At 71.0% G+C, this 23,933-nt stretch carries 22 protein-coding genes and 5 pseudogenes; 12 read left to right on the forward strand and 15 right to left on the reverse strand.

Annotated features, from left to right (window positions below):
* The 4 genes and pseudogenes from ACIRP7_RS43380 to ACIRP7_RS43395 all read left to right on the forward strand — a co-directional run.
* A pseudogene (locus ACIRP7_RS43380) lies at window positions 1-138 on the forward strand (biotin synthase BioB); the annotation flags it as partial.
* Complete coding sequence (locus tag ACIRP7_RS43385; protein ID WP_403671881.1) at window positions 131-1,417, forward strand: adenosylmethionine--8-amino-7-oxononanoate transaminase; 1,287 nt, start codon at window positions 131-133, stop codon at window positions 1,415-1,417. The pseudogene ACIRP7_RS43380 and the gene ACIRP7_RS43385, both read left to right, overlap by 8 nt.
* A 1-nt stretch (window position 1,418) precedes the next feature.
* Window positions 1,419-2,138: a dethiobiotin synthase gene (gene bioD, locus ACIRP7_RS43390; protein WP_403671884.1), complete on the forward strand. Its 720-nt coding sequence runs from the start codon at window positions 1,419-1,421 to the stop codon at window positions 2,136-2,138.
* 77 nt (window positions 2,139-2,215) lie between these two features.
* Window positions 2,216-2,905, forward strand: coding sequence for a class I SAM-dependent methyltransferase (locus tag ACIRP7_RS43395; protein ID WP_403671887.1), 690 nt, complete (start codon window positions 2,216-2,218; stop codon window positions 2,903-2,905).
* On the opposite strand, the gene ACIRP7_RS43400 is transcribed toward ACIRP7_RS43395, so the two are convergent.
* Window positions 2,906-3,280 (reverse strand): fic family toxin-antitoxin system, toxin component, encoded by a 375-nt coding sequence (locus ACIRP7_RS43400; RefSeq protein ID WP_403671890.1) that lies wholly within the window; start codon window positions 3,278-3,280, stop codon window positions 2,906-2,908.
* Window positions 3,277-3,501: a hypothetical protein gene (locus ACIRP7_RS43405; protein ID WP_007380443.1), complete on the reverse strand. Its 225-nt coding sequence runs from the start codon at window positions 3,499-3,501 to the stop codon at window positions 3,277-3,279. The genes ACIRP7_RS43400 and ACIRP7_RS43405 overlap by 4 nt, the downstream gene beginning before the upstream one ends.
* A gap of 160 nt (window positions 3,502-3,661) precedes the next feature.
* Here ACIRP7_RS43405 and ACIRP7_RS43410 point away from each other — a divergent pair, with 160 nt between their 5' ends.
* The 8 genes and pseudogenes from ACIRP7_RS43410 to ACIRP7_RS43445 all read left to right on the forward strand — a co-directional run.
* Window positions 3,662-4,528, forward strand: a complete 867-nt coding sequence (locus ACIRP7_RS43410) for an ABC transporter ATP-binding protein (protein ID WP_403671893.1) — start codon at window positions 3,662-3,664, stop codon at window positions 4,526-4,528.
* A 4-nt stretch (window positions 4,529-4,532) separates the two neighbouring features.
* Window positions 4,533-7,100: an ABC transporter permease gene (locus tag ACIRP7_RS43415; protein ID WP_403671896.1), complete on the forward strand. Its 2,568-nt coding sequence runs from the start codon at window positions 4,533-4,535 to the stop codon at window positions 7,098-7,100.
* A gap of 49 nt (window positions 7,101-7,149) precedes the next feature.
* The gene (locus ACIRP7_RS43420; RefSeq protein ID WP_403671899.1) at window positions 7,150-8,043 is read left to right on the forward strand and encodes an LLM class F420-dependent oxidoreductase; all 894 of its coding nucleotides are present in this window, start codon (window positions 7,150-7,152) and stop codon (window positions 8,041-8,043) included.
* Window positions 8,044-8,101: 58 nt separating this feature from the next.
* Window positions 8,102-8,527 carry a GNAT family N-acetyltransferase gene (locus ACIRP7_RS43425; protein ID WP_403671902.1) on the forward strand — a complete coding sequence of 142 codons (426 nt, stop codon included), beginning with the start codon at window positions 8,102-8,104 and terminating at the stop codon, window positions 8,525-8,527.
* 49 nt (window positions 8,528-8,576) lie between these two features.
* Complete coding sequence (locus ACIRP7_RS43430) at window positions 8,577-9,902, forward strand: hemolysin family protein (protein WP_403671905.1); 1,326 nt, start codon at window positions 8,577-8,579, stop codon at window positions 9,900-9,902.
* Between the two features lie 94 nt (window positions 9,903-9,996).
* On the forward strand, window positions 9,997-11,010 hold the full coding sequence (locus tag ACIRP7_RS43435) for a hemolysin family protein (RefSeq protein ID WP_403671908.1): 1,014 nt from the start codon (window positions 9,997-9,999) through the stop codon (window positions 11,008-11,010).
* Between the two features lie 54 nt (window positions 11,011-11,064).
* Window positions 11,065-11,853: an SGNH/GDSL hydrolase family protein gene (locus tag ACIRP7_RS43440; RefSeq protein WP_403671911.1), complete on the forward strand. Its 789-nt coding sequence runs from the start codon at window positions 11,065-11,067 to the stop codon at window positions 11,851-11,853.
* Window positions 11,854-11,860: 7 nt separating this feature from the next.
* Window positions 11,861-12,193, forward strand: a pseudogene (locus ACIRP7_RS43445) (DUF4326 domain-containing protein); the annotation flags it as partial.
* Window positions 12,194-12,540: 347 nt separating this feature from the next.
* On the opposite strand, the pseudogene ACIRP7_RS43450 reads toward ACIRP7_RS43445, so the two are convergent.
* The 13 genes and pseudogenes from ACIRP7_RS43450 to ACIRP7_RS43510 form a co-directional block, all read right to left on the reverse strand.
* Window positions 12,541-12,681 (reverse strand): annotated as a pseudogene (locus tag ACIRP7_RS43450) (diaminobutyrate--2-oxoglutarate transaminase); the annotation flags it as partial.
* Window positions 12,682-12,727: 46 nt separating this feature from the next.
* Window positions 12,728-13,228: a flavin reductase family protein gene (locus ACIRP7_RS43455; protein WP_403671914.1), complete on the reverse strand. Its 501-nt coding sequence runs from the start codon at window positions 13,226-13,228 to the stop codon at window positions 12,728-12,730.
* A 102-nt stretch (window positions 13,229-13,330) separates the two neighbouring features.
* Window positions 13,331-14,215: pseudogene (locus tag ACIRP7_RS43460) on the reverse strand (AMP-binding protein); the annotation flags it as partial.
* A gap of 19 nt (window positions 14,216-14,234) precedes the next feature.
* Window positions 14,235-14,576 (reverse strand): annotated as a pseudogene (locus tag ACIRP7_RS43465) (alpha-hydroxy-acid oxidizing protein); the annotation flags it as partial.
* A 115-nt stretch (window positions 14,577-14,691) separates the two neighbouring features.
* Window positions 14,692-15,723, reverse strand: a complete 1,032-nt coding sequence (hppD, locus tag ACIRP7_RS43470; RefSeq protein WP_403671917.1) for a 4-hydroxyphenylpyruvate dioxygenase — start codon at window positions 15,721-15,723, stop codon at window positions 14,692-14,694.
* Window positions 15,724-16,430: 707 nt separating this feature from the next.
* Window positions 16,431-16,805: a hypothetical protein gene (locus ACIRP7_RS43475; RefSeq protein WP_403671920.1), complete on the reverse strand. Its 375-nt coding sequence runs from the start codon at window positions 16,803-16,805 to the stop codon at window positions 16,431-16,433.
* Between the two features lie 180 nt (window positions 16,806-16,985).
* On the reverse strand, window positions 16,986-17,162 hold the full coding sequence (locus ACIRP7_RS43480) for a hypothetical protein (protein ID WP_403671970.1): 177 nt from the start codon (window positions 17,160-17,162) through the stop codon (window positions 16,986-16,988).
* Window positions 17,090-17,509 carry a cold-shock protein gene (locus tag ACIRP7_RS43485; RefSeq protein ID WP_403671923.1) on the reverse strand — a complete coding sequence of 140 codons (420 nt, stop codon included), beginning with the start codon at window positions 17,507-17,509 and terminating at the stop codon, window positions 17,090-17,092. Before ACIRP7_RS43485 ends, ACIRP7_RS43480 begins: the two co-directional genes overlap by 73 nt.
* Window positions 17,440-18,213, reverse strand: a complete 774-nt coding sequence (locus tag ACIRP7_RS43490) for a transcriptional regulator (RefSeq protein WP_403671964.1) — start codon at window positions 18,211-18,213, stop codon at window positions 17,440-17,442. The genes ACIRP7_RS43485 and ACIRP7_RS43490 overlap by 70 nt, the downstream gene beginning before the upstream one ends.
* Window positions 18,214-18,989: 776 nt before the next feature.
* Window positions 18,990-19,532, reverse strand: coding sequence for a hypothetical protein (locus tag ACIRP7_RS43495; RefSeq protein ID WP_403671926.1), 543 nt, complete (start codon window positions 19,530-19,532; stop codon window positions 18,990-18,992).
* Between the two features lie 369 nt (window positions 19,533-19,901).
* Window positions 19,902-20,984, reverse strand: coding sequence for a prephenate dehydrogenase (locus tag ACIRP7_RS43500; RefSeq protein WP_403671928.1), 1,083 nt, complete (start codon window positions 20,982-20,984; stop codon window positions 19,902-19,904).
* Between the two features lie 57 nt (window positions 20,985-21,041).
* Window positions 21,042-21,887, reverse strand: coding sequence for a 4-hydroxyphenylpyruvate dioxygenase (locus ACIRP7_RS43505; RefSeq protein ID WP_403671931.1), 846 nt, complete (start codon window positions 21,885-21,887; stop codon window positions 21,042-21,044).
* 65 nt (window positions 21,888-21,952) lie between these two features.
* Complete coding sequence (locus ACIRP7_RS43510) at window positions 21,953-23,926, reverse strand: ABC transporter ATP-binding protein (RefSeq protein WP_403671934.1); 1,974 nt, start codon at window positions 23,924-23,926, stop codon at window positions 21,953-21,955.
* Between the last annotated feature and the right edge of the window lie 7 nt (window positions 23,927-23,933).

Here is a 23,933-nt window from a genome sequence, read left to right on the forward strand (position 1 = left end):
GCCGGCTGCGGGTCGCACGCCGGTGGCGGGGTCTGCGGTACGGCCGCCTCGGCCGCGCCGACGGTGAGCGAACCCCGTACGGACCTGGTCGCCGTACGCCGCCGAGGCGCCGGAACGGATCTCGCGCCCAATGCCTGATCTGCCCGGTCTGCCGGTGCCGGAGCTGCTGGCGCTCGACCGGCGGCACGTGTGGCATCCGTACGGTCCGATGCCCGGCCGGGTCGACCCGCTCGTCGTGGAGTCGGCGAGCGGGGTGCGGCTGAAGCTCGCCGAGGGCCCGGAGCTGGTCGACGGGATGTCGTCCTGGTGGTCGGCGATCCACGGCTACAACCACCCGGTGCTGAACGAGGCCGCGCGCGAGCAGCTCGGGCGGATGAGCCATGTGATGTTCGGCGGGCTCACCCACGAGCCCGCCGTCCGCCTCGCGAAGCTCCTTGTCGACATGTCTCCCGACGGCCTGGAGCATGTCTTCCTCACCGACTCGGGGTCGGTGTCGGTCGAGGTCGCGGTGAAGATGTGCCTGCAGTACTGGCGCTCGCTGGGCCGCCCGGGCAAGCGGCGCCTGCTGACCTGGCGCGGCGGCTACCACGGCGACACCTGGCAGCCGATGTCGGTGTGCGACCCCGAGGGCGGGATGCACGAGCTGTGGTCGGGGGTCCTGCCCCGCCAGGTGTTCGTGGACGCGCCTCCGGCCGAGTACGAGGAGTCGTACGCCGACGAGCTGCGCGGGGCGATCGAGCGGCACGCGGACGAGCTGGCCGCGGTGATCGTGGAGCCGGTGGTGCAGGGTGCGGGCGGGATGCGGTTCCACTCCCCCGCGTATCTGCGGGTGCTGCGCGAGGCGTGCGACGCGCACGACGTGCTGCTGGTGTTCGACGAGATCGCGACCGGGTTCGGCCGTACGGGCGCCCTGTTCGCGGCGGAGCACGCCGCGGTGACGCCGGATGTGATGTGCGTGGGCAAGGCGCTGACCGGCGGTTACCTGACGATGGCGGCGACCCTGTGCACGCCGGGGGTGGCCGACGGCATCTCGCGCGGCGAGGTCCCGGTGCTCGCGCACGGCCCCACCTTCATGGGCAACCCGCTGGCCGCGTCGGTGGCCTGCGCGTCGATCGGGCTGCTGCTCGGGCAGGACTGGCTCGCCGAGGTCAAGCGGATCGAGGCGGGGCTGCGGGAGGGGCTGGCGCCGGCTCGTGAGCTGCCGGGTGTGAAGGACGTACGGGTTCTCGGCGCCATCGGGGTCGTACAGCTGGACCATGACGTCGACATGAAGGCCGCGACGGAGGCAGCCGTGCGCGAGGGCGTGTGGCTGCGGCCGTTCCGCGACCTCGTCTACACGATGCCGCCGTACGTCACGGGTGACGAGGACGTGGCACGGATCGCGCGTGCGGTGTGCGCCGCCGCGCTGGAGGGATGACATGCCGGTACTGGTGATCACGGGCACGGGCACGGAGGTCGGCAAGACCGTCACCACGGCCGCGGTGGCCGCCGCCGCGCTCGCCGCCGGACGGACGGTCGCCGTCCTGAAGGCCGCGCAGACGGGCGTACGGCCGGACGAGCCCGGGGACGCCGAGGAGGTGGCGCGGCTCGCGGGTGCCGTGACGAAGGCCGAAGTCGCCCGCTATCCCGAGCCGTTGGCGCCGGCGACGGCCGCGCGGCGGGCCGCTCTCGAGCCGGTGCGCCCGCATCAGGTCGCGGAGGCCGCCGCCAAGCTGGCCGTCGAGCACGATCTGGTCCTGGTGGAGGGGGCGGGCGGGCTGCTCGTCCGCTTCGACGACGAGGGCGGGACGCTGGCCGACGCGGCGGAGCTGCTGCGGGCGCCGGTCCTGGTCGTGGCGGCGGCGGGACTGGGCACGCTCAACACCACGGAGTTGACGGCCCGTGAACTGCGGCGCCGTCGGCTGGAGTTGGCGGGCGTGGTGATCGGCAGCTGGCCCGACTCCCCCGATCTCGCCTCGCGCTGCAACCTCGCGGATCTGCCGGACGTGTCCGGGGCTCCGCTGCTCGGGGCGCTGCCGGCCGGGGCAGGTGGGCTGGCGCCCTCCGCCTTCCGTGCCGCGGCTCCGGGTTGGCTGGCCCCGCGGCTGGACGGAACGTGGGACGCGGCGGCGTTCGGGGTGCGCGACTTCGCCCGGTGAGTGTCCGCAGGGGTGCGACGGGGTCCCGCGGGGGACAATGGCGGTGAGGTCAGTCCTGTCCTGCGAGGGAGGCTGCCATGGCGCCGCGGCTCGCCGGTTCCGGCAAGGTGTCCCGGGACCCCGTCCACCATCCGCTGTTCGCCCGGTACTACGCCCGGGTCAGTGTCACCGCCGAGAGCAGATGGGGCATGGCCGGGGTGCGTGAGCGGCTGCTCGCCGGGCTGTCGGGGCGGGTGATCGAGATCGGCGCGGGCAACGGCCTGAACTTCACGCACTATCCCGGCGCGGTCTCCGAGGTGGTGGCGATCGAACCGGAGCGCCGGCTGCGGCGGTTGGCGGTGGAGTCCGCCCTGCGCGCGGAGGTGCCCGTCGACGTGGTGCCCGGGGCCGCGGAGGCGCTGCCCGTCAAGAGTGAGGCCTTCGACGCCGTGGTGATCTCGCTGGTGCTGTGCAGTGTGCGCGATGTCCGGCGGGCGCTCGGCGAGGTGCGCCGGGTGCTGCGGCCCGGCGGGGTCGTGCGGTTCTTCGAGCACGGCAGAGGTGGCGGCCCGGCGATGCGCTTCACCCAGCGCGCCCTGGACCGCACGGTGTGGCCCCCGCTCAACGGCGGCTGTCATCTGGCCCGCGACCCGGTCGCGGCCCTGCGGGAGGCCGGCTTCGAACTCGGCCCGTACCGGCGGGTGCTGATACCGGAGAAGGGGCCGACGATGCCTACGTCCTTCTGCGTGCTGGGCACCGCCTGGCGGCCGCCGCTTGAAGAGCCCTGATCACAGGGTCCACCTGCGCAGCTCGCGCGCGATGTCGTGCACCGAGGCGTCGCCCTTCTTGGCCACCTTGGCGAGGTCCCGGACGAGTTCGGGCGAGGTGACGACCCTCAGTCCGCTCGCGACGAGATAGGCGTACCCGACCGCGCAGGCGAACAGCACGTTGGTGCGCTCCAACGCCGGGACGTGGATGAGGAGTTGCAGCAGAGCGGCGGCGCGCAGGTGCGGGCTGTCGTAGACGGGGATGTCGAAGATCTCGGCCTGGTGGCGTGCCACGGCGGCGACCAGGGCGCCCCAGTCGGTGACCTGGGGATCGCCCGGGGTCTTCTGCTCGGCGAGCATCAGGAGCCAGGCGAGATCGATGTGCAGATCGCTCAACGAGTCTCGTGGTCCTTGCCGAACTCCTCCGCGAACACGGATTCGTACTGCTTCATGAAGTCGGCCGCGGCCTCCACGAAGGCCTGGCCCGCCTCGCCGGTGTCCTTCATGACCAGTTCCTCGATGTAGCGGTTGACGCTCACGCCGCGCGCGAGGGCACGTTCACGGGCGGCGCGGGCGGTGCCCTCGTCCACCCGCACGTTCAACTGAGTCTTCGCCATACCTCGAAGCTAGCGCCGAAGTGCTAGCAACGGCAAGAGGTGCCTGCGACGGGTGGAGGGTGTCCCTTACATCGATATCGGGGGCCCGACCTGCGGTGGAGACCGTCTCGACCCCACGGGGGATATCCGGTGTGGGGTGGGTCACATTACCCTCGGCCGGATGAGGACCGCCCGGTCCGCGAGCGACGTCACGAGCGAGGAGAGAGCCTTGTCCACAGCTGCTGCGGAGCACGCCCCGGCCGACACGATCGCGGCCCGCGCCCGTGGTCTGACGAAGGCCTACGGCTCGGGCGAGACGGCCGTGCTCGCCCTGGACTCGGTGGACGTCGACATCGCGCGGGGCCGCTTCACCGCGGTCATGGGGCCCTCGGGCTCCGGGAAATCGACCCTGATGCACTGTCTGGCGGGACTCGACACCGTCTCGGCCGGCCAGGTGTGGCTCGGCGACACCGAGATCACGGGGCTCAAGGAGCGTGAGCTGACCCGGCTGCGCCGGGACCGGATCGGGTTCATGTTCCAGTCGTTCAACCTGATCCCGACGCTGAACGCGGCCGAGAACATCACCCTGCCCATGGACATCGCGGGCAAGAAGCCCGACGAGAAGTGGCTGGACCAGGTCATCGACACGCTGGGCCTGCGGGATCGTCTCAAGCACCGGCCCTCGCAGCTCTCGGGCGGTCAGCAGCAGCGCGTCGCCTGTGCACGTGCGCTCGCCTCCCGGCCCGAGCTGATCTTCGCGGACGAGCCGACCGGCAACCTCGACTCACGGGCGGGCCTGGAGGTCCTCGGGTTCCTGCGCGAGGCCGTCGACCAGCTCGGGCAGACCGTCGTCATGGTCACCCACGACCCGGGCGCCGCCGCCCACTCCGACCTGGTGCTCTTCCTCGGGGACGGACGGATCGTGGACAGGATGGAGCGGCCCACCGCGGAGGCCGTGCTGGAGCGCATGAAGCGGTTCGACGTGATCCGCGGCCAGGTCGACGCCGACCGCGACGCCGCTCCCGGCGCCGCTCCCGACGAGGGATGATCCCGTGCTGAAGGCGACGCTCCGCAGTTTCCTCGCCCACAAGGGACGGCTGCTGCTCTCCGCGCTGGCCGTGGTCCTGTCCGTGGCATTCGTCTCGGGCAGCCTGATCTTCTCCGACACCCTGAGCCGCACCTTCGACCGGCTCTTCGCCTCGACCGCGCCCGACCTCACGATCAGCCCGAAGGAAGATCTGAAGGAGGCCATCCCGTCGGGCACGACGGCCACCCTGCCGGCCTCGCTCGCGGGCCGGGTCGCCCGCGTCGACGGGGTCGGCGCCGCACGCTTCGACGCGGAGGACGACGGGATCACCGTCGCCGACTCCGAGAACGAGTCGGTGGGCTCGACCACCGGCGCCCCCACCATCGGCACCGACTGGAACCCGACCTCGCGCAGCCCGGTCAAGCTCACCTCCGGCCATGCCCCGCACGGCCCGGCCGAGGCGCTGCTCGACTCGGAGACCGCCGACCGCAAGGACCTGCGCATCGGCGACCCGCTGACCGTGATCGCGGGGCCCGGCTCGTTCAAGGTGCGGATCGTCGGCATCGTCACGTTCACCACCACCAACCCCGGTGCCACACTGCTGTACCTCGACCCGCCGACCGCGCAGGCGAAGCTACTCGGCTCCGCCAAGGCCGCCACCAGCATCTCGGTCGACGCCGCCGAGGGCATGAGCAACGACCGGCTCAAGCAGCGCGTGGCCGCCGCGCTCGGCACGGGCACCTACGAGTACCGCACCGCCGAGGAGCAGGCGAAGTCGGACGTCGCCCAACTGGGCGGATTCCTCGACGTCATCAAGTACGTCATGCTCGGCTTCGCGGGCATCGCCGTCCTGGTCGGCATCTTCCTGATCGTCAACACCTTCTCCATGCTGATCGCCCAGCGCACCCGTGAACTGGGCCTGTTGCGGGCGCTCGGCGCGGACCGGCGCCAGGTCCGCCGCTCGGTGCTCACCGAGGCCACGCTGCTCGGCCTGGTCGGCTCCACGGTCGGGCTGGGCACGGGCATCGGGCTCGCCGTCGGACTCATCGCGCTGATGAACGCCTTCGGCATGAACATCCGGACGAGCGAGATGGTCATCGGCTGGGGCACCCCCGTGGCGGCGTACGTCGTCGGCGTGGGCGTCACCTTCGTCGCGGCCTATCTCCCGGCCCGGCGCGCGGCGGGCGTCTCCCCCATGGCGGCCCTCTCGGACGCGGAGATCGCCGGGATCGGACGGCCGCTCCGGATCCGCGCGATCGTGGGCGGCCTGGTGGGCGCGGCGGGCACGGCCGCGCTCGTCGGTTGCGCCCTGTCGTCCAAGACCGCCTCCGCGGCATCGCTCCTCGGCCTCGGCGTCGTCCTGACGCTCCTGGCCACCGTCATCGCCGGACCGCTGCTGGTGCGGCCGGTGATCCGGGTGCTGGGCGGCGCCTTCCCGGCCCTCTTCGGTCCGGTCGGGCGGATGAGCCAGCGCAACGCCCTGCGCAACCCCCGCCGCACCGGCGCCACCGCGGCCGCCCTGATGGTCGGCCTCGCCCTGGTCGGCGGGATGTCCGTGGCCAGCGCCTCCATGTCCAAGTCCTTCGACGACCAGATCGACAAGACCCTGGGCGCCGACTTCGTCGTGCAGAACGGCAACTTCCTGCCGTTCCCGCAGGAGGTCACGGACGCGGTGCGCAGGACCGACGGCGCCGGGCTCGTCGTACGGTCGAGGTTCGCACCCATCGCCGTACGGCTGCCCGACGGCAAGCGCGTCGAGACCACCGCTGCCGGGTACGACCCGCAGCTCGACGAGGTCGCCCACATCACCTACGCGCAGGGCGACACCGCGGCCGCGCTCGCCTCCGGGCACCTGGCCATGGATCTGGACTTCGCGCGCGACCACGACGTGAGGGTCGGCAGCAGGGTCCCCGTCGAGTTCCAGGGCGGGCGCCGGACCGAGCTGACCGTGGGCGCCCTCACCGACCAGGACTCGGCCGACGGGTTCGGGACGCAGGGCGGCATCTACTTCGGCCTGGACACGCTGGAGCGGTTCACGCCGGGCGGCCAGGACTCCGCGCTGTACGTCAACGCCGTCTCCGGCACCGGCGCCGACCGGCTGCGCGCGGGCCTGGAGAAGACGCTCGACCCGTATCCGCAGGTCCAGGTGCGCGACCTCGCCGACTACAAGGACCTGGTCCACGGCCAGATCGCGGTCCTGCTCTATCTCGTGTACGCGCTGCTCGGGCTCGCGATCGTCATCGCGGTGCTCGGCGTGGTCAACACCCTTGCCCTGTCGGTCGTGGAGCGCACCCGGGAGATCGGGCTGCTGCGTGCCATCGGGCTCGCCCGGCGGCAGCTGCGGCGGATGATCCGGCTTGAGTCGGTGGTCATCGCGGTGTTCGGCGCGGTCCTGGGGCTCGCGCTCGGGCTGGTGTGGGGGGTGTGCACCCAGCAGGTGCTGGCCCTGCAGGGTCTCAACGCGCTGGCGATCCCCTGGGGCACGATCGTCGCGGTCGTCGTCGGCTCGGCGGTGGTGGGCATCGTGGCGGCGCTGCTGCCCGCGTTGCGTGCATCGCGCATGAACGTACTGGCGGCGATCGCGCACGAGTGATGCAATCGCGGGGCAGACAACTCAAGTCGCTTGTCGCTGAGGAGAGTTCATGCCCCGCCCTTTTCGCTTCGCCGTCAACCTGACCGCCGCCGCCACCGACGCCGACTGGCGGGCCAAGTGCCGACGGGCCGAGGAACTCGGTTACGACGTGATCCTGGTCCCCGACCATCTCGGCAAGGTCGCGCCGTTCCCGGCGCTGGTCGCTGCGGCGGCGGTCACCGAGCGGCCCCGGCTCGGCACGTTCGTCCTCAACGCCGGGTTCTGGAACCCGGCACTGCTCGCCCGTGAGGTGGCCACGGTGGACGCCCTGACCGGCGGCCGCCTCGAACTGGGCCTGGGCACCGGCTATGTGCGGTCCGAGCACGACCGGGCGGGGCTGCCCTTCGGCTCGGCCGGTGAGCGGGTGGACCATCTGCGGCGCACGGTCGAGGAGTTGGAGCGGTTGCTGTCCTCACCGGACCATGTGCCGCAGCCGGTGCAGCGGCCCCGGGTGCCCCTGCTGATCGGCGGCATAGGCAACCGGATGCTGGAGCTGTCCGCCGAGCACGCCGACATCGCGGCCTTCACCGGGGCGACCCTGGTGCCGGGCGACACGGCCGGCAGGCTGACCCCGACCACCGCCGGGCAGCTCGACGAGCGTGTCGCGCGCTATCGGCGACTGGCCGAGGGACGCAAGGAGCCGGCCGAACTGAACCTGCTCATCCAGACGGTGGTCGTCACCGACGACCGCGAGGCCGTCGCCACCCCGTTCCTGCACCGGCTGCCGGACCTGACCCTCCGGGAGGCGCTGGAGCTGCCCATCATGCTGATCGGCACGGTCGACGAGATCGTCGCGCAGGTGCGGGCACAGCGCGAGCGGTACGGCTTCACCTATCTGACGGTGCTGGAGGCGTCCATGGAGGCGTTCGCACCGGTGATGGCGGAGCTGCGCGGCGGCCGGTAGCCGTCCGCATCGTGGAATTTCCCGTCCGGCGGGGAACGGGGGGTGATGGGATCGCCGTATGACCGATCTGCGGATACGGGCCGCGACGCCCGACGACCTCGACACCCTGCTGGCCTTCTGGAAGCAGGCCGCCGAGGGCACGAGCATCAGTGACGACCGGGACGGCGTGGAGCGGCTGGTCACGCGGGACCCCGAGGCGCTGATCCTCGCCGAACTCGACGGCCAACTCGTCGGCACGGTGATCGCCGGCTTCGACGGCTGGCGGTGCCATCTGTACCGGCTCGCGGTGCACCCGGAGCGCCGGCGGCGCGGGATCGGGACGGCACTGCTCGCGGCCGCGGAGGAGCGGTTCGTACGGCTCGGGGGGCGGCGTGGGGACGCGATGGTGCTGGTGCGCAACGAGACGGCACAGCACGCATGGCGTGCGGCGGGGTATGCGCCCGAGGAGAAGTGGCGGCGCTGGGTGAAGCCCCTCGCCGGGTAGGACGGGCGATCCTGGGGACCCTGTCCGATCATGGGACGGAGGTGACCCGATGACCGAAGTGCTCCTCCTGCTGCTGGCGATCCTGCTCTCGCTGGCCTGCGGTGCCTTCGTGGCGGCGGAGTTCTCGCTGACCACGGTGGAGCGCGGACAGCTGGAACGCGCGGCGGAGCGGGGTGAGCGGGGTGCGTCCGGCGCCCTGAAGGCCGTACGGAATCTGACGTTCCAGCTGTCCGGGGCGCAGCTCGGGATCACCGTGACCAACCTGGTCGTCGGCATGCTCGCGGAACCGTCGATCGCCGCGTTGATCGCGGGCCCCCTGGAGTCGCTCGGGATCTCACGGTCCACGTCCCGGTCGCTGGCGCTGGTCCTGGGCACCGCGCTGTCGACCGTCTTCCTGATGGTGGTCGGTGAGCTGGTGCCCAAGAACTGGGCGATCTCCTCACCGTTGGCCATGGCCAAACGGGTGGGCACCGCGCAGAGCTGGTTCAGCGCGGCCTTCCGTCCCTTCATCACGCACCTCAACAACACGGCCAACCGGGTGGTGCGCCGTTTCGGCCTGGAGCCCGCCGAGGAGCTGGCCTCCGCGCGCGGTCCGCAGGAGCTGGCCGCGCTGGCCCGGCACTCCGCCCGGGCGGGCGCGCTGGAGGCGGACACCGCCGAGCTGTTCGTACGGACGCTCAACCTCGCCGACCTCACCGCGGAGAACGTGATGACCCCGCGGGTGCAGGTGATCGCCCTGGACGTCCAGGCGACCTGCGAGGACGTGGCGAACGCGACGCGCGCGACCGGGCTGTCGCGGTTCCCCGTCTACCGCGGCAGCCTCGACTCGGTCGTGGGCATCGCACACATCAAGGACATCCTGGCGGTACCGGCCGAACGCCGGCCCCGCGCCTCGGTCGCCGAGCTGCTGCGCGAGCCTCTGCTGGTGCCCGAGTCGCTCACCGTGGACCGGCTCCTGGACCGGCTCTCCGGCAAGCGCACGATGGCGGTCGTCATCGACGAGTACGGCGGTACGGCGGGCGTGGCCACGCTGGAGGACATCGTCGAGGAGGTCGTCGGCGAGGTGCGCGACGAGCACGACCCGCACGAGACGCCCGACCTGGACCCCGCGGGCACCGACCAGGAGGGCAGGGAGCTCTTCCGGGCCGACGGTTCGCTGCGGGTGGACCAGCTGGCGCGCGTGGGCCTGCGGACCCCCGAGGGACCATACGAAACGCTGGCCGGACTCCTGGCGACGGAACTCGGCCGCATCCCGGCCGTCGGCGACTCGGTGGAGGTCAACGGCTGGCAACTCGACGTGCTGGACGCACAGGGCCGCAGAGCCGCGAGGGTGCTGCTGCACGCACCTCTGGCCGGGGAGGGGACGGGATCATGACAGCTTCTCGGTCGGCGGAGGGGGCGGCCCGAGCGGGGGCCGCCGGCCCGCCGCCCCACAAGGTGCGGCCACCCCGCGAGGGGAGGGATGAGCGATGACCGCCGTCCAGTTGCTCATCGGTCTGGCGACGCTTGTCGTGAATGCCTTCTTCGTGGGGGCCGAGTTCGCGCTGATCTCCGTGCGGCGCAGTCAGATCGAGCCCTATGCCGATCAGGGGGACCGGCGTGCGAAGGGCGTGCTGTGGGGGCTGGAGCACGTGTCCGCGCTGATGGCGGCCGCGCAGCTCGGGATCACGTTGTGCACGCTGGTCCTGGGTGTGGTCGCGGAGCCCGCGATCGCGCATCTGCTGGAGCCGGTGTTCCACGCCGTGGGCGTGCCGGAGGGCGCGGGGCACGCCGTGTCCTTCGTCATCGCGCTGACCCTGGCGACCTATCTGCACATGCTGCTCGGCGAGATGGTCCCGAAGAACATCGCGCTCGCGGAGCCGGTGCGCAGTGCCCTGCTCCTCGGCCCCCCGCTGGTCGCCCTGGCCCGCGGACTGCGCCCCGTGATCTTCGCGGTCAACGCCTTCGCGAACGCCCTGCTGAAGCTGCTGCGCGTGGAGACCAAGGACGAGGTCACGGCCACCTTCTCGGACGCCGAGCTGGCACGGATCGTGCGGGACTCCGGCGAGGCGGGACTGATCGACGAGCGCGCGCGGGAGCGGCTGCACGACGCGCTGGAGCTCGGCCGACGGCCGGTACGGGACGTGGTACTGCCCCTGGAACGCGTGGTCTACGCGCGCGTGGGCGTCACCCCCGAGGAGCTGGAGGCACTCTCGAACGAGTCCGGGTTCTCACGGTTCCCCGTGGTCGACGAGGGACGCCGGATCGTCGGCTACCTCCACGTCAAGGACGCCCTGGACGCCTCACCGCGGGATCTGCCGTTCCCGGTACGGGACATGCGGCCGATCGCACGGATCCGGGAGAGCACACCGCTGGACGACGTGCTGACGGCGATGCGGCGCAGCCGGACGCATCTGGCCGCGGTGCTCGGCGCCGACGGCCGGCTGGCCGGACTGGTGACGATGGAGGACGTACTGCGGGAGCTGTTCGGACGGCAGTCGTGACGACCCGAACCCACCGACCGGCAGGTATGTGACCGCGTTACCATTTCTTCCGCCATGCAGACGAATCCCACTTACTCCAGCCTGGTCGCGGTCGGCGACTCCTTCACCGAGGGCATGTCGGACCTGCTTCCGGACGGCTCCTACCGGGGCTGGGCCGACCTCCTGGCCGGCCGGATGGCCGCCGTGACACCCGGCTTCCGGTACGCCAACCTCGCCGTGCGCGGCAAGCTGATCCAGCAGATCGTCGAGGAGCAGGTCGACGTGGCGGCGGCGATGCAGGCGGACGTGATCACGCTGGTGGGCGGCCTCAACGACACCCTGCGGCCCAAGTGCGACATGGTCCGGGTGCGCGACCTGCTGACGGAGGCCGTGGAGCGGCTCGCCCCGTCCTGCAAGCAGCTCGTCCTGATGCGCAGCCCCGGCCGCCAGGGGCCGGTTCTGGAACGCTTCCGGCCGCGCATGGAGGAACTGTTCACGGTCGTCGACGAGCTCGGCGCCCGGCACGGCGCGGTGGTCGTCGACCTGTACGGCGCCCCCTCGCTCTCCGACCCGCGCCTGTGGGACGTGGACCGGCTGCACTTGTCGGCCGAGGGCCACCGCCGCGTCGCCGAGGCCGTGTGGCAGACCCTCGGCTACGACCCCGAGGACACGGAGTGGCGTACGCCGATCCCGGCGACGGTCCCCCCGAGGTGGCTCGCCCGGCGCATCGCGGACGCGCGCTTCGCCCGACAGCATCTGCTGCCGTGGATCGGACGGCGCCTGACGGGCCGCTCCTCGGGCGACGGCCTGCCGCCGAAGCGGCCCGACCTGCTGCCGTACGAGCACCTGCCGTACGAGCACTGAGGTCGTCGTGCACACGCGCGTGGTCAACGTCAGGGGCCGTATCCACGAGGTCGGCCCCCGCCTCGAACACGCGCCGGCCGACCTCGTCTACGTCGGCCGCCGCTGGACCATGGGCGACTGGGACCTGCCGAAGCACCCGCTGTACAACCCCTTCGCCTACGACACCCCCGCGCGCCGCAGGGACGGCACGCGGGCCGAGGTGATGGCGAAGTACCGGGCGTATCTGCTGGGGCGGCCGGATCTGCTCGCCCTGGTCCCCCCTCTGCACGGCAAGGCGCTGGCCTGCTGGTGCGCGCCCGAACCGTGCCATGCCGAGGTCCTGGCGGAGCTCGCGGAAGCGCTCTCGTACGACGAACGGGGCCCGGGCGCCGGCCTGCACGAATCGCCAGTAGAATCCGCAGGCAGATTCTACTGATCAATCCGAATGCCCAGGTCAGAGGGTCTTTATTGCTCCCTGCGGGGGCACGTGTCTCACATTCCTGTCACCGTTTGACGGCTCTATGGCGGGAGGGTTGTCGCCGTGCCTGTCGCGACTCGCCGCGGTAGGAGCGTCCGTCGATGGGTGTGGGCGGCCCGGCTGGAATGCCTGAGCCCGTACGCATTCGGCCTCACTGCTGAGTGGGTCGCAACTCGACTGCGAGTCACTGCGATCGGGCAGGATCTTTTCGTGGACGCCCACAAGATCCGATTGTGCCCGTAGTTGAGGGCGCCGGCACCGGCGAAGAAGTCGATGAAGGACCGTCCGGACTCGTCGAGCAGGACGGCGCCGCGTCCGGTGGTGAACACGGTGGGCCAAGCCCTGCTGTAGCTGCGGACCTCTGATTCCATGGTGCCGAGCTGGTGCGTGCGGGTGGGGCAGGTGGCGTGGCCGGGGTCAGTCGGCTACGGCGTGCTGGTGGCGCTGGTAGAGCACCAGGGCCGCGGCGGTGGGGTCCTGGGCGGTCCACAGGACCCGGCCGATCAGCAGGGTGTGGTCGAGCACGGTGGGCGCCTGGTCGAGGCGGCATACCACGGTTGCGGCGGTGGCCGCCAGGACCGGGCAGCCCTGCTCGTCGCGGTGGGGGACGCCGTCGAAACGTTCCGCCGCGGGAAGCCGGGCGAAACGGTGCATCAAATCCCTTTGCTGCCAAGTGAGGATGTTGACCGCGAAGCCGCCGTGTGTGCGGGCATGCCGTACGGTGCGGCCGCTGGTGGCGAGCGAGACGAGCACCGAGGGCGGTTCGGTAGACAGGGAGAGCACCGCGTTGGCGGTGCAGCCGACCGGGCCGTCGGGTCCGGCGGTAGTGATGACCGCGACGCCGGTGGCGAGCTGCGCCATGGCGGAGCAGAACTCCTCACGGCCGGGCAGGGCGGTGGGGGTGGTGGGCGCGGTCACGTCACCGGGTTCCTTCCGGGAGGCGGGTGCAGTGGGTGCTGATGGCGGGCGGGCCCTTGGGAGTGGGGCGGAGCGGGCCCGACACGGCTGGGCGGGCGGTGTTCAGGGTGGCCTGGACGGCCTTGCGGTCGGTCTTTCCGTCGAGGTTGAGGGGCAGTTCGAGCAGGCGCAACAGGGTGTGGGGCACCATGTAGGCGGCCAGACGCTCCCGCAGGGCCGCGAGCAGCGGGGCGGGGTCGGGGGCGTCTCCGGTGTAGACGGCTCCAAGGACGGGGGTGGACCGGCCGGTGCGAGGGACGACCCGTCGGCAGCGCCGGGGCACAAGCGCAGAGCCTTCTCGACCTCGCCCAGTTCGACGCGGTAGCGGCTGATTTTGACCTGGTTGTCTAGGCGGCAGAGGTGGACGAGGGCGTCGCCGTCGCGGGTCACGCGGTCACCGGTCCGGTACCAGTGGGTGCCGGTCAGCGGGCCGCCCTCGTAGGGGGTGAGCCCGGCGTCCGGCTCGCCGGTGGCGAACCGTCCCGGGTTGACCGCCGGATCGAGGTAGCCAGGGAACCGCTGTGGGCCGCGCACGAGGAGTTCGCCCTGGTCGGCGGGGCGCATCCGCTCGTCGACGACGAGGTTCTCGGCGCCGGGGTGGGCGGTGCCGATGGGCACGGTGCCGTTGGCGGTGTGCGGCCAGTGGGCCGGGCCGGCGGGCAGGCGGTAGCCGGCGCGCGTGACGGTCAGTTCGGTGGGGCCGTAGAGGTTCTCCAGGCGGGCCACGGGCGCGGCCGCGGCGAAGGCGCGGGCCTGCCGGACGCTGAGAGGTTCGCCTGCGAAGGCCGCGTAGCGCAGCGTCGGAAGGGAGTCCGGCGGCAGTCGGCGCAGCCGGGCCGCTAGCGAGACGACCGACGGAACAAAGAACCAGTGGGTCAGCCGGTGCCGCCGGACGAATCCGGCCGGGTCCATCAGGTCGTAGGCGCTGGGCACGACGAGGGCCGCGCCGGTACGCCAGGCCGGAGCGTTCGGCCCGGACGACGAGGTCCCGGGTGGTCGCGCGGTCGCGGAAGCAGTACACGTGAAGCCACAGCGGTGCCGTAGCGGCGGAGATGTCCTCCAGGGTCCGCCCGGCGAATGTGCTGACGACGAGGGGGACACCCGCCGCGTCCGCGCCGCGTGCCGTTGCCACCTCGCCCTCGGGAGCCGCCATCGTGGGGCAGGCCATGGGCGCGATCGTGGTCGGCGCGGCCCAGGTCCGGCCGAGAACACGCGTCGCGGTGACGGGAGCACCGGCGCCGGTGAGGATGCCGGGATGCAGCCAGAGGCGGTCGACGCCTCGGTGTTGGCGCGAAGCGTCCGCTCCTCGCCCGCGCCCCCCTCCAGGAAATCCCGGGTCTCCGGGGCCAGCCGGGCGCGGGCGAGACGCGCCAAGTCGTGCAGGGTGAAAGCGTCCTCGGCTACCGGTCCCGGAGCCGCGCCGGTCATTCGGCCTTCAGCCGGTCTCGCTCCACTGCCTCGTAGAGGGCCCTGATGTTGGAGCTGCCGAAACCGCGGGAGCCGCGGCGCTGGATGAGTTCGTAGAAGAGGGTGTTGCGCTCGTAGGGCGAGCGGCTGAACAGCTGGAGCAGATAGCCCCATTCGTCCCGGTCGGCGAGAACGTGGGCGGCCCGCAGAGAATCGATCTCCGAGTGCAGCCCATCGTGCCGTTCGAGGAGCATGCCGTAGTAACTGGCAGGCGTGTTCAGGAAGTCCACGCCCCGCCCACGGAATGCGTGCACGGTGGGGACGATGTCGTCGACGAGGAACGCCAGGTGCTGGACGCCCGGGCCCGCGTTGCGTTCCAGGTACGCGTCGAGCTGCCCGGACCCCAGGCGGGGGTCCGGCGCGACGAGGGTGAAGGTGACACGTCCCGACGCGCTGCGGACGACGATGGAGTCCATGGCCTGTCCTCCGACGTCCACGTACTCCGAGGAGTAGCGGGAGAACCCGAAGGCGTCCCGGTAGAGGTCGGCGTACTCCTCCAGGGTGCCGCCCTCCAGGCAGACGGCGACGTGGTCGAGCAGGCGGATGGGGTCAGGGCGGGACTGCCGTGTGCCTGGGGTGGGCTCGGGTATCCAGGAACGGTCGTCGGGCAGGACCGGACCGGCGTTTTCGGCTGCGGGCAGCAGGGTGTGGCAGACGTCCCCGAATCCCGAGACGACCGTGCGGCTTCTCGTTCCCGGCGTGATGATCCTCGCCCCGGCCGCCGCTGCCGCGTCCCGGGTACGTACGACGTCGTCGCAGCGCAGGGCGATGTCCGCGACGCCGTCGCCATGGGCGTCCAGGAACTTCCAGGTCGCCGGGCCCGAGGAGACGACGAGGCATACGTCTCCCTGCCGCAGGAACACCGAGCTTCGTTCGGACTCCGTGGACCTGGCCACCTGACTGAAGCCCATCGCCGCCTGGAAATAACCGACGGTGCCCTGTTCATCGCTGGTGAGCAGTTCGACATAGGCGATGTCGCGCACTGTCATTTTGAGAACCCTCCCGAAAGCAGAATGGCCAGGAGCGGCCGAGCAGCGGTCATTCCTGTGCCGTGAAATCAATCGGAGCGGCTTCGCCCCCTCATGCTCGGCGGATCGAAGCGGCGGTCGACAGCAAAATACAGCGCGCATCCGGTCTCGATTGCCCGAAGAATGGGATCGCTCAAGAGGAATACCCGACCACTATCTCGGGAGTGGCGCCGTTAATCAACGGCATGGGCGGTTAACAAATCCCGGCCAGCCGCCGGCGCTCGGCGCGCGCTGCCCCGTTGTCGCACTCCTCCAGCTCCTGCGCAAAAGCGCTCCATTTCCTGGCGTACTGGTGCGCGAGTTGCGCGATGAGGGCGCGCCAGTGCGTGGCACCGCGGCGATAAGCCGGGACCGTTCCCGCAGGACGACGGCGTTGTACTGGAGCAGACGCAGCGGGCCCCCCGTCCTTGCGCCGCCGCAGCGAAGGATCGCCCATCAGCTGTTCGATCACCGCGTCTGGATCGGGCGCCGGCTGGCGCTTTCCTTGACACGAGGCCATCCGGGACGCGCGCGGCTCTCCCGCGCAGCCGGGCCCGCCACCCGCGGTGGCCGCTGCCGGCTCCGCCCTCCCCGTGCCGTCCGGAACGGTTCCGTCCTCATTCGCGGGCCCGGCCGGGTCGTGCTTCGGTCCGGCCGGCGGCAGGCCGGACGCGAGGCGTCTGCGGACGTCAATCACGGCCGCCGGGGGCCCGACCAGTGCGGCGATGTGGCAGCGAGGCGTCGGGATGCTCGGTGATGAGTTCTGCCGCCCGCGGCAGGGCCTTGGCGGCGTCCAGGGGGCACATCCGGCCGTCCCGGCCGCGTCTGGCGTTCAACTGCGGCTGGCCCTCACTTGAACCAGCGCGCAGCGCGGCCACCGCGTTGCGCAGAGACCCGATATGCAGGCGATCGCCCGGTGACAGCGGCAGTCCGTGGTCCACGTTCGCCGACACGGCGAACAGGAAGGCGTCCTCGCCGGTTCCACCGAAGAGTTCTGCCTCGATCGTCTGCCGGCCCTGCGCGACGGCGGCGAGCACGCGGTGTGTCCCGTCGTTGATCCGCATCGTGCGCCGCTTCCTCAGGATGGGGGGAAGCGGCTGGTCCACGGTCATGAGTCTCGCGACGGGTTCGGCGTCGTATCCCTGGGAGCGTGGGGACTCGCCTGGCAGCAGTGAGGCGAGGAGCAGGACGACCATGGGTCTTCCGTCGAGTGTCCCGCTCCGGCCGCTGTCAGCCGGTTGAGCTCAGCCCTCGACCCAGCCGTGCTTCTTGACGAACGCCGTCAGCTCTCGTCTGATCTCGACAATCTGAACAGTCGTCAGCGATGACGTGCGGAGCAGGAGTCGAGTCAGGTCCACGGTGAACTCGTCCTCGCGCACGACGTCGTCGACAACGTTGGCTCCCGCCGAGTTCCGTGCCACTGGAAGAGGCAATTCGGCCCCTCGGCCAGCCGCACCGAGGACGCCTGCGGACCCCTGTCACCGACGTTGATATCGAATTCCACCGCGAGGCCGGACCTCAGGTGGGCCTCGGGAATGAGGAGGTCGTTGGCGTGCAGAAAGACGTCCTCCTCACCGTTGTCCGGGGCGATGAACCCATATCCTCGAGCACCGTCGAACCTCGCCACACGACCGGCGACCACACCAACCTCCGAGAAGCCGTCTCTGTATGCCACAACACCGGAGCGCACTGATCCCGTCACTCTCCCGCGGCGGGACGGCGGGCCGACTGCACCTTCTCGTCGAGCTTCTGGGCGAACTCCAGCCACGTCTCCGCGTAATGCCGGGCGAGGTTCACCACCAGCGCACCGCAGTGCGGTGGGACCGCGGCGGTGAGTTCTGAGCGCTGGCGCATTCCGATGGCGTTCTGGTGCAGCAGGCGCAGCAGGTTCCTGCCCTCCTCCTTGTGCCGCAGGGAGGGGTCGCGCAGCAGCTTCTCCAGCACGATGATGAGATCGGCGTCGAGCAGTTCCTCCTTGCGCTCGCCGCGCAGCCTTCGCACCCGCGTGGGTGCGTCGGTTGCCTTGCCCCCCTGCGCCGGCTGCTCGCCGGAGACCACCGGGGGCTCGCCGGCCCGCAGGCGCCTGCGGACGTCGCTGACCGTCGCCGGAGAGATCCCCGCCAGCCGCGCGATCTCCCGCAGTGAGGCGTCCGGGCGCTCGGCGATCAGTTCCGCCGCCCGTCTGCGTCCTTCATCACTGCTCAGCGGGCGGACCTTGCCGTCCCTGCCGACCCTGGCGTGCAGCTGCACCACCCCGCCGGCCTGACGGCGGATCCCGGCCACCATCTTGGCACCCAGGCCCGCGGCACGTGCGATGGCCCGATCGGACAGGTGCGGGTGCGAGGCGACGATCTTGGCCGCGGCGGCCCGACGGTCGGCCTGCGACAGTGGAAGACCATGCGTCACGTTCGCCTGTACCGCATGTAGGAACGCGTCCTCGGTGCTGCCCTCGAAGAATTCCACGCTGATCATCTGGTCGCCTCGAACGAAGGCAGCCATCAGACGGTGCATTCCGTCGATCACCCGCATGGTGCGGCGGTCGACGAGAATGGGCGGAAGAGCGTCTTCGATTTCAACGAGGCGAGCGACGTGTTCCGTGTCCGGTCCTTCGGACCGGGGCGAAATACCGGGAAGTAAAGTCGATATGGGTACACACTCGGGGCTTGGCCGCACCTGGGGCGACGGTGATCCGGACTCTGAGATTCCGGATCCATCGCCACCGGTGCCCGTGGTGTGGGCATCAGCGGCCGATGGAGGGTTGACGACAGCGTGAGGGACTCTGGCTGGAAATGGTTGATGCAATCTACTCACCCCGTTGGTTGACTGCTCCGTACCTGACGCTCGCGGGATCTCAGGGCAGGGGAATTCCAGCTCACCGCCGGGCCATGCCGTCCCGACCATCGACATGAAGCACTGGGTCGGACGCGAGGATCATACGGAACAAAGGGTTCCGGTCACATTGCGCTTGAGTTGGTCAAAGCGACAGGAATCGACCTGGCGGATACTCTGTCCGGGCCTGACGCCCGGGATCCCCAGCACCTTTCACCGAGATCATCGCCCCCGCCCCGCTCTAGATGTTGCCGGTTGGTTACAAGCAATGCTCACGTGTACCGCATGTCGTGTCGAGCCACTCAGGCCTCAATCGGCGAAGTCCTTACGGATTCCATACCGATCTTTGAGGGGCCCATTCCGCATTGGCCAGTGGCGCTCCGTGCCACCGACGGTCTTTTTGACCAACGGTTCTGTTTTCACGGTGGCCCCGTCGGAATCTCGCAGGTTTTGAACAGGTACTTTCCCTCGTCCCGCACAGCGGACGTGACCGGCCGCCAGTCCCCTCCCTGCCAGCGGTACCCCTCGTACGCCAGGGAACGAGTGAGGCTGCTGACGATGTCCGGCTCGCATCGGCCCTGGCGGACCGGTCCGCCAGGGCCGATGCGCAGCAGCAGGGCCGGCCGGTCGCGCAGCAGCGTGACGAAGGCGTCCAACAGCAGGCCTGGCTGGGCTTTCCGGACATCGGCCTTGATGAAGTCGACCTTGGGCAGTTCCGCCTGCGCGCACACGGCGTCCACCCCGTCCGTGGACCGGTGTACGACAACGTCGGCTCCGCCCAGCATCGAGGCCATCGCCGACCACCGGGCGGGCCGGTCCGGCGAGCCGAGACAGTGCACCTGGCCACCGGTCCCGGCGAGCAGCGACAGCGCCCCCGTGCAGATGTCACAGGCACCGCCCACGACCAGGCAGACGGCCCCCGGGCGCACCGCCCCGACCAGCTCCGCGGCCTCGGGGTGCATCAGGTTCCACCATGCCGCCGCCCACGGCGCGACGGCGGACTGCGGAGCGGAGTGCCGATCCAGGGGCCGCCCCTGAGAAAGAGCGCGCCGTAGCAGCCGGCCCCGGTCACGCTCGCCGCGGATCACGGCCGCCCGGCCGGCGGTCTGTCGGTAATACGACGGGCCGGGGTTCGCTGGGGTGCCACGCCACATCAGTCCTTCCGGTCCGTCCAGCCCTGCCGCGGTGTTCCCCACCGACGGCGCCTGACGGTACGAGGCCAGGACCGGCTGCTGACCCGGCGCGTCCCCCCACGAGGGCACATCGGATCATGCCGTTGCCCGGCCCGGTGCCGTTTCATCCCGTCGACGTACGCCCGTGGGCCGAGCCCCTCACTGAATGCGCCACCCCTGGGAGTGGAGCGCGTCCTCCAGGGCAGGTGCGGCGCGCTGGTCGACGCTCAGCCGGACGACGCCGGTGAGCCGACCCGTGCAGTGTTCCAGATGGATGTCCTCGATATTGACGCCGGATCGGTCGGCGTCGGAGAACAGCCGGGCCAGCTGGCCGGGTTGGTCGCCCACCACCACTCCGAGCGTCCGGTAGCGGGCGGGCAAGATGCCGTGCTTGCCGGCGATCCGCCGACGGCCCGACCTGCCCTGGCGCAGCAGGTCGTCGACGCACTGTCGGCCGGCATCGCGTTTGGCCTCGTCCGTGGCCGCCATGGCGCGCAGGGCGGCCACAGCGTCCCCCAGGTCGGAGCCCAGCTCTTCCAAGATGTCGGCGACGATACCCGCGTTGGCCGAGAGGATGTCGGCCCATAGGTCCGGATCACCGCCCGCGATCCGGGTGAGGTCCCGCACGCCCGGCCCGGCGAGGCTCACCGCCCGTTCGCCCGCCTTGGCAAGGCGTTTGGCGACCAACGCCGCCACGACGTGCGGGGCGTGGGAGACGAGGCCGACCGCGCGGTCGTGCTCGGCGGCCGCCATCACGACGGGGGTGCCCCCGCAGGTCGCCACGAGCTCCAGGGCGGTGTTGAGCGTCTCCGTGCCGGTGTCCGTCGTCGGAGTGAGCACCCAGGTGCAGCCTTCGAACAGGTCGGCGCGGGCGGCTGTGGGTCCGCTGACTTCTCCGCCGGCCATGGGATGACCGCCGATGTAGCGGGCGGTGTCGCAGCCGAGCACGACGACGTCCTCCCGCGGCTCCGCCTTGACGCTCGCCACGTCGGTGTAGTGGCGGGCGATCCCGGCCGCCTGAGCGTCGGCCAGGACGCTGCCGACCAGGGCGGGAGGCACCGCCAGCACGGCCAGGTCGGCAGCCGCGGTCGGGGCCTCCACGGTCCCGGCGCCCAAGGAGGCGGCGATGTCGGCCGCCTCGGGATCCGCGTCCCGCAGGTGCACCGCCACGCCCTGGGCGCTGAGCGCGAGCGCGACGGATGTTCCGATGAGGCCGGTGCCGACCACAACTGCGGAGCGCATGACAGCTACTTCCTTCTCCGGCGGTCCGGTGGCCGGTGTCAAAGGCGGCGGGCGGGATCATCCGGCGGTCAGCCGGTGGTGGTTCCCCGCTTTCCGCGGGGCCAGGACCTGTGCGGCATCGCCGCCGGACCCGCCGCGCTGGACGAGTTCGATGGGGAGGGCGCCGCTCAGGCGGGGAGGGCGTGCGGCGGCGATGTCATCGACCAGGAAGGACAGCTGCCGCACGCCGGGCCTGTCATCGTCCCCCGCCTGTGAGGTGGACTCCCCTGACAGAGGGCGTGGTTGATGCCGGAAGAAGGCGAGGGTCGTGCCGCCGTCGGCGCATTCCAGAAGGACGGCTGACGGTTCCTGCGCAGCCCCGGACGCGTTTCCCGGCCGCTGCCGGACGAACCCCAAGGCGTCCACGTAGAGGGGGAGGTACGCCTCCGGATCCGGCCCGTCGACCGCGATGCTCACCCGGTCGAGCCGCCAGTTCCCTTCAGCCGACGGCCCGAGATCCTGGGGCAGTTCGACCCAGCGGTGGCCCGCCGGCAACAGATCCGCGGTCCGCGTGGCCGGCAGCAGGGTGTGGGTGAGGCCACCGGCCACGGACAGGATCGGGTTGCCGCGTATGGAACCGGTCAGGCCGGCGCCGACCCGCACGGCCCGCTGCGCCGTCGCCGTGACGTCGGCGCAGAGCAGGGCGATGTCCGCGACGCCCTCCCCGTGCGTGTCCAGGAACTTCCAGGTCGCGGGACCCGAAGTGATGACGAGGTGGGCGGCGCCCTGCCGAAGCAGCAGGGAACTGCGGTCCGGCGCCACCGAGTCCGCCACGCAGGTGAAGCCCAGCGAGACAAAGGAGTGGGCGGTCTGCTGCTTGTCCTTGGCGTACAGCTCGACGTACGCGATGTCGCGCGCTGCCATGCCTGTCCTTCCTGCGAGCGGTGGGGCGGAGGTCGGCGGTCCGGGCGCTCCGTGAGATCCACTGTTCAACTGTGACCGTGCGGCAGTTGAACAGGCGGCACGAGATCGGGCTGGGGCACCCCGGACGCGACGTCGGTGTCCTCGGGCGCCTGCTCGGCGAACTGGGTGCGGTACAGGTCGGCGTACAGCCCGCCCTGGCTGATCAGCTCCGCGTGGGTTCCGCGCTCACGGATCCGGCCCGCCTCGACCACGAGGATCTGATCGGCCTCGCGGATGGTGGACAGGCGGTGGGCGATCACGAGTGACGTACGGCCGGCCAGCGCGGTCTTCAGAGCTCGCTGGATGGCGGCCTCCGACTCGGAGTCGAGGTGGGCGGTGGCCTCGTCGAGGACGACGACGGCCGGTGCCTTCAGCAGCAGCCGCGCGAGGGCGATGCGCTGCTTCTCCCCGCCGGACAGCCGGTACCCCCGGTCGCCGACCACGGTGTCGAGGCCGTCGGGGAGCGCCTGGACGGTGTCCCAGATCAGGGCTGCCCGACATGCCTCCGTCAGGTCCTTCTCGTCGGCGTCGGGCCGGGCGTAGAGCAGGTTGGCGCGCAGTGTGTCGTGGAAGAGGTGCGCGTCCTGGGTGACCACGCCAACGGTGTCCCGCAGCGACTGCAGGGTCAGGTCGCGGATGTCGTGGCCGCCGATGCGCACCTGGCCCTCGTTGGGGTCGTAGAGGCGCGGCACCAGATGGGTGATGGTGGTCTTGCCCGCTCCTGACGGGCCGACCAGGGCGGTGAGCTTGCCGGCAGGAGCGCGGAAGGTCAGTTCGTCCAGGGTGAGGACGTTGTCGGCGCGTTCCGGCCTGCGCAGCGCGATGGTCTCCAGGGAGGCGAGGGAGACCTCCTTCGCGACGGGATACCGGAATGAGACGTGGTCGAACTCGATGTCGGGGGCGGAATCGGCGGCAGGCAGCGCGCGCGCCGTGGGGCTTTGGCTGACGATGGGCTTCAGATCCAACACCTCGAACACCCGGTCGAAGCTGACCAGGGCGATCATCGCGGTCGACTGCATGGTCGTCAGCTGGTTGATCGGCCCGTACAGCCGAAGCAGCAGCGTCACCATGGCCACCAGCGTGCCGATCTCCAGCGTCCCGTCGATGGTGAGGACGCCTCCGAGGCCGTAGACAAGAGCCGTGGTCATGGCGGTAAGGACGCTGACGATGATGAACAGGAGCCGCCCCCACACTACGCCGACCGCGGCGACGTCCCGCACCCGGGCGGCCTTGCCCGCGAACATCGTCTCCTCGTCCGTCGAGCGGCCGTAGAGCTTGGCGAGCATCGCCCCGGAGACGTTGAAGCGCTCGTTCATCATCGAGCTCATCTCGGCGTCGAGCTGCATCGTCTCCCGGGTGAGCCGTTGCAGGCGGCGGGCGATGAGCCGAACCGGCACGAGGAAGAGCGGAATCATCACCAGCGCGGCGACGGTGATCTGCCACGACAGGTAGAACATCGCACCGAGCACGAGGACCAGCGTCAGAAGCGTGGAGACCGACTGGGACAGCAATGTGGTGACCGCTTGCCGGGCACCGACGACGTCGGCGTTGAGCCGGCTGACCAGCGCACCGGTCTGTGCCCGGGTGAAGAAGGCCAGGGGCTGCTCCTGCACATGGGCGAAGACCTGGGTGCGCAGCTCGTAGACGATGCCCTCGCCGACCCGAGCCGAGCACCAGCTCTGGACGTACACCGCCGCGGCGTCGACCAGCGCCAGTCCGGCGACCGCCAGGCACAGCCCCACCACGACTGAACGGTCCCTCGGCTCGATGCCGTCGTCGATGATCATTTTCAATATCAGCGGGGTGGCGACCGCGGTGCCCGCGTTGACGACCGTGGTCAGCATCAGCAGCAGCAGCGACCCGCGGAACTTCTTCGTATACGGGATGATCCGGCGCACCGTACCCGGCCTGATCCGTTGCCGGGTGATCGACTCATCGTCCAGCCGCAGCCCTGCCGGGCCCGGGGCCGGGCCTCCGCCACCCATCATCGACACGGACATCCGCCTC

It is taken from the genome of Streptomyces sp. NPDC102270, assembly GCF_044766405.1.
Classification (GTDB): domain Bacteria; phylum Actinomycetota; class Actinomycetes; order Streptomycetales; family Streptomycetaceae; genus Streptomyces.

What these genes read in the sequence shown, in the direction of transcription:
- ACIRP7_RS43395 (WP_403671887.1), top strand. Translation starts at nt 2,216, where the DNA reads ATGGCGCCGCGGCTCGCCGGTTCCGGCAAGGTGTCCCGGGACCCCGTC.
- ACIRP7_RS43435 (WP_403671908.1), top strand. Translation starts at nt 9,997, where the DNA reads ATGACCGCCGTCCAGTTGCTCATCGGTCTGGCGACGCTTGTCGTGAAT.
- ACIRP7_RS43410 (WP_403671893.1), top strand. Translation starts at nt 3,662, where the DNA reads ATGAGGACCGCCCGGTCCGCGAGCGACGTCACGAGCGAGGAGAGAGCC.
- ACIRP7_RS43490 (WP_403671964.1), bottom strand. Translation starts at nt 18,213, where the DNA reads ATGATCAGCGTGGAATTCTTCGAGGGCAGCACCGAGGACGCGTTCCTA.
- ACIRP7_RS43505 (WP_403671931.1), bottom strand. Translation starts at nt 21,887, where the DNA reads ATGGCAGCGCGCGACATCGCGTACGTCGAGCTGTACGCCAAGGACAAG.
- ACIRP7_RS43405 (WP_007380443.1), bottom strand. Translation starts at nt 3,501, where the DNA reads ATGGCGAAGACTCAGTTGAACGTGCGGGTGGACGAGGGCACCGCCCGC.
- ACIRP7_RS43440 (WP_403671911.1), top strand. Translation starts at nt 11,065, where the DNA reads ATGCAGACGAATCCCACTTACTCCAGCCTGGTCGCGGTCGGCGACTCC.
- ACIRP7_RS43425 (WP_403671902.1), top strand. Translation starts at nt 8,102, where the DNA reads ATGACCGATCTGCGGATACGGGCCGCGACGCCCGACGACCTCGACACC.
- ACIRP7_RS43510 (WP_403671934.1), bottom strand. Translation starts at nt 23,926, where the DNA reads ATGTCCGTGTCGATGATGGGTGGCGGAGGCCCGGCCCCGGGCCCGGCA.
- bioD (WP_403671884.1), top strand. Translation starts at nt 1,419, where the DNA reads ATGCCGGTACTGGTGATCACGGGCACGGGCACGGAGGTCGGCAAGACC.
- ACIRP7_RS43420 (WP_403671899.1), top strand. Translation starts at nt 7,150, where the DNA reads ATGCCCCGCCCTTTTCGCTTCGCCGTCAACCTGACCGCCGCCGCCACC.
- ACIRP7_RS43430 (WP_403671905.1), top strand. Translation starts at nt 8,577, where the DNA reads ATGACCGAAGTGCTCCTCCTGCTGCTGGCGATCCTGCTCTCGCTGGCC.
- ACIRP7_RS43385 (WP_403671881.1), top strand. Translation starts at nt 131, where the DNA reads ATGCCTGATCTGCCCGGTCTGCCGGTGCCGGAGCTGCTGGCGCTCGAC.
- hppD (WP_403671917.1), bottom strand. Translation starts at nt 15,723, where the DNA reads ATGACAGTGCGCGACATCGCCTATGTCGAACTGCTCACCAGCGATGAA.
- ACIRP7_RS43475 (WP_403671920.1), bottom strand. Translation starts at nt 16,805, where the DNA reads ATGCGGATCAACGACGGGACACACCGCGTGCTCGCCGCCGTCGCGCAG.
- ACIRP7_RS43495 (WP_403671926.1), bottom strand. Translation starts at nt 19,532, where the DNA reads ATGCACCCCGAGGCCGCGGAGCTGGTCGGGGCGGTGCGCCCGGGGGCC.
- ACIRP7_RS43500 (WP_403671928.1), bottom strand. Translation starts at nt 20,984, where the DNA reads ATGCGCTCCGCAGTTGTGGTCGGCACCGGCCTCATCGGAACATCCGTC.